This window comes from Nesterenkonia sp. K-15-9-6 (assembly GCF_052656005.1).
In genome coordinates, this window is sequence record NZ_JBQYEY010000023.1 from 44,562 (window position 1) to 51,041 (window position 6,480).

General features: G+C 67.2%; 8 protein-coding genes and 2 tRNA genes. 1 reads left to right on the forward strand and 9 read right to left on the reverse strand.

The genetic code is table 11. From position 1 onward, the window contains the following. Positions 1-34: 34 nt before the first annotated feature. From SD455_RS13265 to SD455_RS13290, 6 genes are read right to left on the reverse strand one after another with little or no spacing between them, the layout of a single operon-like run. Complete coding sequence (locus SD455_RS13265; RefSeq protein WP_445508397.1) at positions 35-520, reverse strand: hypothetical protein; 486 nt, start codon at positions 518-520, stop codon at positions 35-37. Continuing rightward, complete coding sequence (locus tag SD455_RS13270; protein ID WP_445508398.1) at positions 517-855, reverse strand: hypothetical protein; 339 nt, start codon at positions 853-855, stop codon at positions 517-519. Before SD455_RS13270 ends, SD455_RS13265 begins: the two co-directional genes overlap by 4 nt. Further along, positions 855-1,178, reverse strand: a complete 324-nt coding sequence (locus SD455_RS13275; protein WP_445508399.1) for a hypothetical protein — start codon at positions 1,176-1,178, stop codon at positions 855-857. The genes SD455_RS13270 and SD455_RS13275 overlap by 1 nt, the downstream gene beginning before the upstream one ends. Further along, positions 1,171-2,484, reverse strand: coding sequence for a DUF2637 domain-containing protein (locus SD455_RS13280; RefSeq protein WP_445508400.1), 1,314 nt, complete (start codon positions 2,482-2,484; stop codon positions 1,171-1,173). Before SD455_RS13280 ends, SD455_RS13275 begins: the two co-directional genes overlap by 8 nt. After that, entirely contained in the window at positions 2,481-3,416 is a 936-nt protein-coding gene (locus SD455_RS13285; protein ID WP_445508401.1) for a DNA-binding response regulator, read from the reverse strand. Before SD455_RS13285 ends, SD455_RS13280 begins: the two co-directional genes overlap by 4 nt. Next, positions 3,416-3,682, reverse strand: coding sequence for a helix-turn-helix domain-containing protein (locus tag SD455_RS13290; RefSeq protein WP_445508402.1), 267 nt, complete (start codon positions 3,680-3,682; stop codon positions 3,416-3,418). The genes SD455_RS13285 and SD455_RS13290 overlap by 1 nt, the downstream gene beginning before the upstream one ends. Positions 3,683-3,800: 118 nt before the next feature. Between SD455_RS13290 and SD455_RS13295 the strand changes: the two genes are divergently transcribed. Beyond that, positions 3,801-4,130, forward strand: coding sequence for a helix-turn-helix domain-containing protein (locus SD455_RS13295; RefSeq protein WP_445508404.1), 330 nt, complete (start codon positions 3,801-3,803; stop codon positions 4,128-4,130). Here SD455_RS13295 and SD455_RS13300 read toward each other — a convergent pair. The 3 genes from SD455_RS13300 to SD455_RS13310 form a co-directional block, all read right to left on the reverse strand. Further along, positions 4,090-4,163: transfer RNA gene (locus tag SD455_RS13300), tRNA-Met, on the reverse strand. The two genes, SD455_RS13295 and SD455_RS13300, sit on opposite strands and share 41 nt — an antisense overlap. Positions 4,164-4,216: 53 nt before the next feature. Further along, positions 4,217-4,288 (reverse strand) — tRNA-Thr (locus SD455_RS13305). Between the two features lie 92 nt (positions 4,289-4,380). Next, positions 4,381-6,411: a DEAD/DEAH box helicase gene (locus tag SD455_RS13310; RefSeq protein WP_445508403.1), complete on the reverse strand. Its 2,031-nt coding sequence runs from the start codon at positions 6,409-6,411 to the stop codon at positions 4,381-4,383. Positions 6,412-6,480 lie beyond the last annotated feature (69 nt).

Below are 6,480 nucleotides of genomic sequence, written 5' to 3' on the forward strand. Positions count from 1 at the left end.
CCCCTGGCCTGGTTTCTGTTCACGGTCATGGCTCTCACGGGGTGCCTTCTCCGCTCCGATGCAGCCCCGCGGGGCCTGCGAGCCCACGGGCTTGGTGTGCGGCCTCGCACTGGGCCACGAAGGACAGCGCCCGCTCACGGGAGGTGAAGCTCTTCCACCGCTCGAATCTGGTCGGCGCGCCACTGAACAGCCGGGGGAAGCGCAGGCCCTGCCCCCAGTAGGCCTCGAAGGCTCCGGGGTGCTCTTGGCTGGGGAGCACTGCTCCGACCCAGGTGAAGGGCAGCTGCTCACGGCGCTCGATGACGACCATCGACCGGTCCTGTCCGGGGCCACGAGCCCGTCGATGATGTGCGGCAAGGTCCAGGCCCTGGCCCTCGCGGATCTTCACTGTGTTGGCCTCCCGGCGCGGCCACAGGAACACGCGCCAGCTCACGAGCAACCACAGGGCCGCGAAACCCAGCACGGCTGCCGGAGCCCAGGGCCATCCATCCACCAGTCGTGGATCCAGTTCAAAGCTCATCGCTCTGCCTCCCGTTCGTATCGACCATCTGCTGGATCTGGCGTCGTGTCCTGGCCACCGTTCTGATTGCCTTCCTGATCTCCGCCCGGTTTGCCCCACCTGGCTTGAGACCAGCTCTCGAGCTTCCTCAGCCCCCTCTCAGCCGGCGGTCCCCACAGCGGGATGGTCAGGAAGGACACGACTATGAAGATCCCCAGCCCGATCGCCAGTTCCATGGACAGCCCCATCAGCAGTCCGTCCGGGCCCGGCTTGTACTGATTCCAGACATCCACTGGCGGGACGAGCCCCACTGCGCTGCTCGTGTTCAGAAAGTTCGTCATGATCTCGGTCTTCATCAGTGGTCCTTCTTCCTGCGCCGGGGGGTCGAGTCGAGGAATTCGAGGTGTGCCTGGTGCAGGAACTCGGGCACGATATAGGTCCCGTCCTGGTGGGTGATCGCCGCCGGCATCGTCCCCTCCGGGTCCAGCGCCTCGCAGATGTAACTCAGCGCTTCCAAGGCGGTGGCTGCCGCTCGGGCCGCATCCTGGATCCGGTTCTGCCCCATCGCTTGGGTCAGTGCATCGGAGTAGTCCAGGAAGACCCGGACGTCCTCAGGGTTCGGGAGCTTCCCCGCCCAGGCCGGCTCCGACTCGCTGTTGGCTGTGGTGTGCTCACTCATCGGCCTGTCCTTCCTCGGAGAACCACTCAGGGTGGGTCTCTTTGATCTTCTGCAGATGCCGCCGTGCCGTCCGCTCGGAGAGTCCCAACGCCTCGGCAAGCTCCATGCCGGTGGGGGTGTGTCCAGCCTCGACCTGGTCGCGCACCCAGGCCTCGGAGGTCGCGACCGCGCTCGAGGTGCGCGGCCGCGACACCTGTCGGGCGGGCTCACCAGTGGAGGACTGCGCAGAGTCCTGGGTAGGTGTGGGCTGGACCGATCCCTGGATACGCCGGGGAGTGGTCGGCACCCCATTGCCCTGGGCTCCCTGATATCCGGGCTGCGACTCGGGCTCCTGGGTCTTCGTGGCCTCCTTGACGCGCTTCTCGCGCTCGGCCCTAGCGATCGCCAGCTGGGTCTCGTGCTCTTCCTGCTCCAGCTGAGCCTGGCGCTCGGCAGCCGCACGGCGGGCCGTCAGTTCGGCCTTCTGCTCGGCGTACTGGGCTTCCATCTCCAGGCGTTCCCGTTCCTGCTCGGCCAGGGTGGCCTCCCACCGGGTGGCGTCCTGGACCTCACGGCGACGCGTCTGCGGGTTCTCCACCGCGATCCGGGCCAGCTGCTCGGTCGCGATGAAGATCGCCATGGGGACCATCGCGGCGATGCCCGCCCCGATCCAGGACTCCCATTCGGTCCCGGACCCGTAGGCGATCGCGTGGGCTGAGTTCGCCACCACGGAGACCGCTGTGAAGGTCAGCAGCACCAGCCAGGAGATCACCGTGGACTCGCCCCGGGCCTTGTGAATCAGCACCGCTCCGGCGTAGATCAGGATCGCCAGGTCGATGAATACCGGGATTGACCAGTGCATCCACCGGGGTAGCCCCAGCCAGTGGGCGATGTCCATCAGTGCTACGAAGCTGATCGCGAACGCGACCAATCCCAGCAGCACGACACCGACGACGATCACCCGGATGAAGATCCCCGAGTCGGGGTTCACCCGCCGCCGGCGGTGAGCCCTGGCCTCCCGGTCCGCTACCGGCTCCACGCTGGAGGATGCGACCTCCGCGCCGTGGTCGGTGCCCCGAGATTCCAAGGTCCCGGTGATAGCATCATTACTGACGGTTGAGCTTGCTGACTGCTCTCGCCCGTCACCTCCAGCGCCCCCGGTCCGCGGTTCACCCACCGCATTCTCATGGACCGGGGGCGCACCCTGTTCCGGGGCACTTCCAGGGCTCTCATCGACCACGTGCAGACCACCGAATCCGTTGCCCGTCCGGGAGTCGTAGGTGGGGTCTTCGGTGTGCTTGGTCTGATCCAATGCGTCTACGCTCATCGGCTCTTCCTCCACTCATCCACCGCGCTGTTCAGATCAGCCACGGCATCAGTCACATCACTCATCACGGCCTCGGCCGCTCCGGCCTCCGGGTCCAGGGCCTCTGGGTGCTTCGCAGCCCGGGCCAGCAAGTTCGCCAGTGTCCGTACGCATCGGGCGGAGTCGGTCACCACCCCTGCGCGTTCCTCATCGCTGAGTGGGGAGTCCCCCATCGATGGGGCGACAGTCCCTGCGAGGCGGTGGCCCAGTTTGATCGTCATCTGGACCGCGCCCTGACCGCTCTGGTGGAACTCACGGACATCACGGCGGGCCTGCTCGCGGTGGCCCCGGTCTGTGGCGTCGAGGTCGAGGACCTCGATCCCAGCCTCTGAGGCCGGCATGTCCAACACGGACCCGGCCAGAGCATCGCCTGCGTCCTCGCCCAGCTCATCAGCGATCGACGTCTGCCCCGGCAACGGCTCCGGCTCTGGCTCCGGCTTGGTACGGCCCTGTGGGCGGGCTTGCTTGTAGAACTTCCCGTCTCCGCCCTCCGTCATCTGCGGGGAAGGGCCCGCTCCCTCTTCAGGTGCCCAATTTTGGGCACCTGAATCCTGTGCGGATCGGGTGATGGCTCCCACTGTGCCCTTGCTCAGTCCAGTCGCGACCGCTGTTGCACGCTCGCTCAGCCCCGCAGCACGAAGGGACAGAATCACGTTGTCGCGCTCTTCGCGGGGCGGCTGGAGGTTCAGGTGACCGAACTCCCGCTGGACGTACTCATCCCACGTCCTGTAGCCAAGGGCTGTGTACGCGCGCCCACGATAGGCGTATGCGATCAGCTGCCACGCCTGCTCGAGTCCCATACGGAGGCGGTCTGTCAGGTTCCGTGCTTCTTCTGCAGAGAAAGTCCCGTCCTCAATCTCAGGGACAACTCCGGCTAGCTCCTGACCAGACATCACGCCGCTCCCTGAGCAACATCACCGTCCGCGCCGGGGCTTAGCTCGTCTGCCGCATCGAACCCCTCGGTAAGCCTGCTGAAACTGATCCCAAGCCATGCAGCGAGCCTCATCAGCTCAACCAACTTGAAGGCGCTACGTCCGTGAAGTTTCCCCGAGAAGGTCGCATTACTGAGGCCAAGCGCCCGCGCCGCATCCTTCTGGTGGAGCCCTCGGCGTCCCAGCTCGGCACCAATGTTTGCTCTGAGAATCTCTAGATACGTCATGGCTAGGACAATATTTGCCTGAGCCACACATTGCAAGCACTAGATTTGTGTGTAGCGTACGTAGGTAAAGAATTCGTTGCCTGCGTTGGCCTACGCGAGTACCCTGTTTGGTATGACCATGACAGCGGGAGAGACAAGCACAGGGCAGGATGCAATCAGCATCCAGGTGTCGAGCGAGGTGCGAGCTTGGCTCGCTCGGAGGCAGCTCACTCAGCGCAGCCTCGCCAGCCACCTAGGGATCAGCGCCACGAGCCTTTCGTTCCGGATGAAGGGGAAGACACCTTGGAGCATCGTCGAGCTTTCCCAGGTCGCGGACTGGTTGGGGATTTCGCTGGCGCAGTTGCTCGGCGACGAGGTGCTTAACGAAAGGACCCCCCGCCCGATGGGCGAGGGGTCCTCTGAGGGGGTAGCGGTGGCGGGGCTCGATCCCGCGACCTCACGATTATGAGTCGTGCGCTCTAACCAGCTGAGCTACACCGCCACGAATGAGAAAGCCCGCGCCGCGCCGGAAGCGCCGCGCGGGCTCTCATTCAGAGCCCCAACCGGGAATCGATCCCGGGACCTCAGTCTTACCAAGACTGCGCTCTACCACTGAGCTATTGGGGCAACGGCATGAAACTCTACCACCAGCTCCCGTCGGGAGAAAATCGAGGCAGAGAGACGTCCGTCACAGGACCGTGGAGGGGTCCTGCTGAGGCTCAGCGCCAGCGGGGCTTGCGACGCTTGTCGCCCTTGTCCCCGCCGAAACCGCCCTTGCGGTGCCCGCCGCGCGGGCCCCGGTCGCCACGATCGCCGCGGTCAGCACGGTCGCCGCGATCACCGCGGTCTCCACCGCGGGAGCCAGCGCCGGAGTCCTTCTCCAGGCGGATCAGCTCGCCGCCGATCCGGGTCTTGGACAGCGCCTCCCACTGCGCGCTGGAGAGGTGATCGGGCAGCTCCACCAGCGAGTGGGTGTTGCGGATGTCGATCCCGCCGATCCTCTTGGCGGGGATCTCCGCCTCGTTGGCGATCGCGCCCACGATGTGGCCCGGCGCGACGCCGTCGCGACGACCCAGGGCGATCCGATACATGGCGTTGCCAGGACCGGCCTCGCGGGGAGCCCGCGGCCCACGGTCGGCACGCGGACCCCGCTCGGGGCGGTCGTCCCGCTCACGCCCGGCGCGCTCAGCCTCGCGGACCAGCTCGTCAGTGCCGTTCTCGTCCAGCAGCAGCGGACGCCCGTCGTGGACCATGGCCACCAGGGCGGCGGCCACGTCCTCGGCCGGGGTGTTCTGCTCGGCCACATAGGAGCTCACCAGCCCGCGGTACTCCTCCAGGTCCTCGGAGGCCAGGGTCTGGGTGATCTTCTCGGAGAACCGCTGCAGGCGGGAGGCGTTGACGTCGGCCACGGTGGGCATGGACATCGGCTCCACCTTCTGGCGGGTGGCCTTCTCGATGGCGCGCAGCAGGCGGCGCTCCCGCGGGGTCACGAACAGCACGGCCTCGCCGGAGCGTCCGGCGCGGCCGGTGCGGCCGATCCGGTGCACATAGGACTCGGTGTCCAGCGGGATGTCGTAGTTGAACACGTGGCTGATCCGCTCGACGTCGAGGCCGCGGGCCGCGACGTCGGTGGCCACCAGCACGTCCACACGGCCGGAGCGGAGGTTCTCCACCGTGGTCTCGCGCAGCTTCTGCGGGATGTCGCCGTTGATGGCGGCCGCGCGGAACCCACGGGCCCCCAACCGGTTGGCGACCTCCTCGGTGGCCGAGCGGGTGCGCACGAACACGATGGCGGCGTCGTGCGCCTCGGTCTCCATGATGCGGGTCAGCGCCTCCAGCTTGGAGGAGTGACGGACCTGCACATAGCGCTGACGGATCGTCGACGACGTCGAGGTGGTCGACTTGACCGAGACCTCCACCGGGTCGTTCAGGTAGTCCTGGGAGATGCGGCGGATGGCCCGGGGCATGGTGGCCGAGAACAGCGCCACCTGCTTGTCCGCAGGGGTCTGCTCCAGGATCTGGTCGACCTCCTCGGCGAAGCCCATGCGCAGCATCTCGTCGGCCTCGTCCAGCACCAGGTGCTGCACCTCGGAGAGGTCCAGCGAGCCGCGGGAGAGGTGGTCGATCACACGACCGGGCGTGCCGACCACGACGTGCGCACCCCGGCGCAGGCCCGCCAGCTGCGGACCGTAGGGGGCGCCGCCGTAGATCGGCAGCACGGTGATGCCGTCGACGTCGGCCGCGTAGGTGGAGAAGGCCTCGGCCACCTGCAGGGCCAGCTCACGGGTGGGAGCCAGCACCAGGGTGGAGGGGGCGGTGCCCAGCTCGCCGGCGTCGGCGGCACGGGCCATGTGGGTCAGAGCCGGCAGTGCGAACGCGGCCGTCTTGCCGGTGCCGGTCTGGGCGAGGCCGACCACATCGCGGCCCTCGTTCAGCAGCGGGATGGTCTGGGCCTGGATGGGTGAGGGGGTCTCGTAGCCGAGTCGCTCAGTGGCGGCCAGGACACGGGCGTCCAGGCCCAGATCCGCGAAGCGGGGGCCTTCCTGCTTCGGCTGTTCCTGCTTCGGCTGTTCCTGCGTGGGAGCATCCTGCGTGGCGGCATTCTCCGGAGTCTCTGCCGGGGTCTCCACAGCGACCTCAGCCGGGGTCTCCGTGGAGGTCTCTGCGTGAACCGTCTCTGCGTGCTCTGCGTCGGCAGCACCCTCGAAGGTCTCGGGGGCGTCCGTCGTCGTGATGGTGGGGGTGCTCATGGGTTGAGGCTCCTTCATCTGGTAGGCGGCCTCGAATCCCCGTACGCGGCCCTCTGCACACGGGCGTCA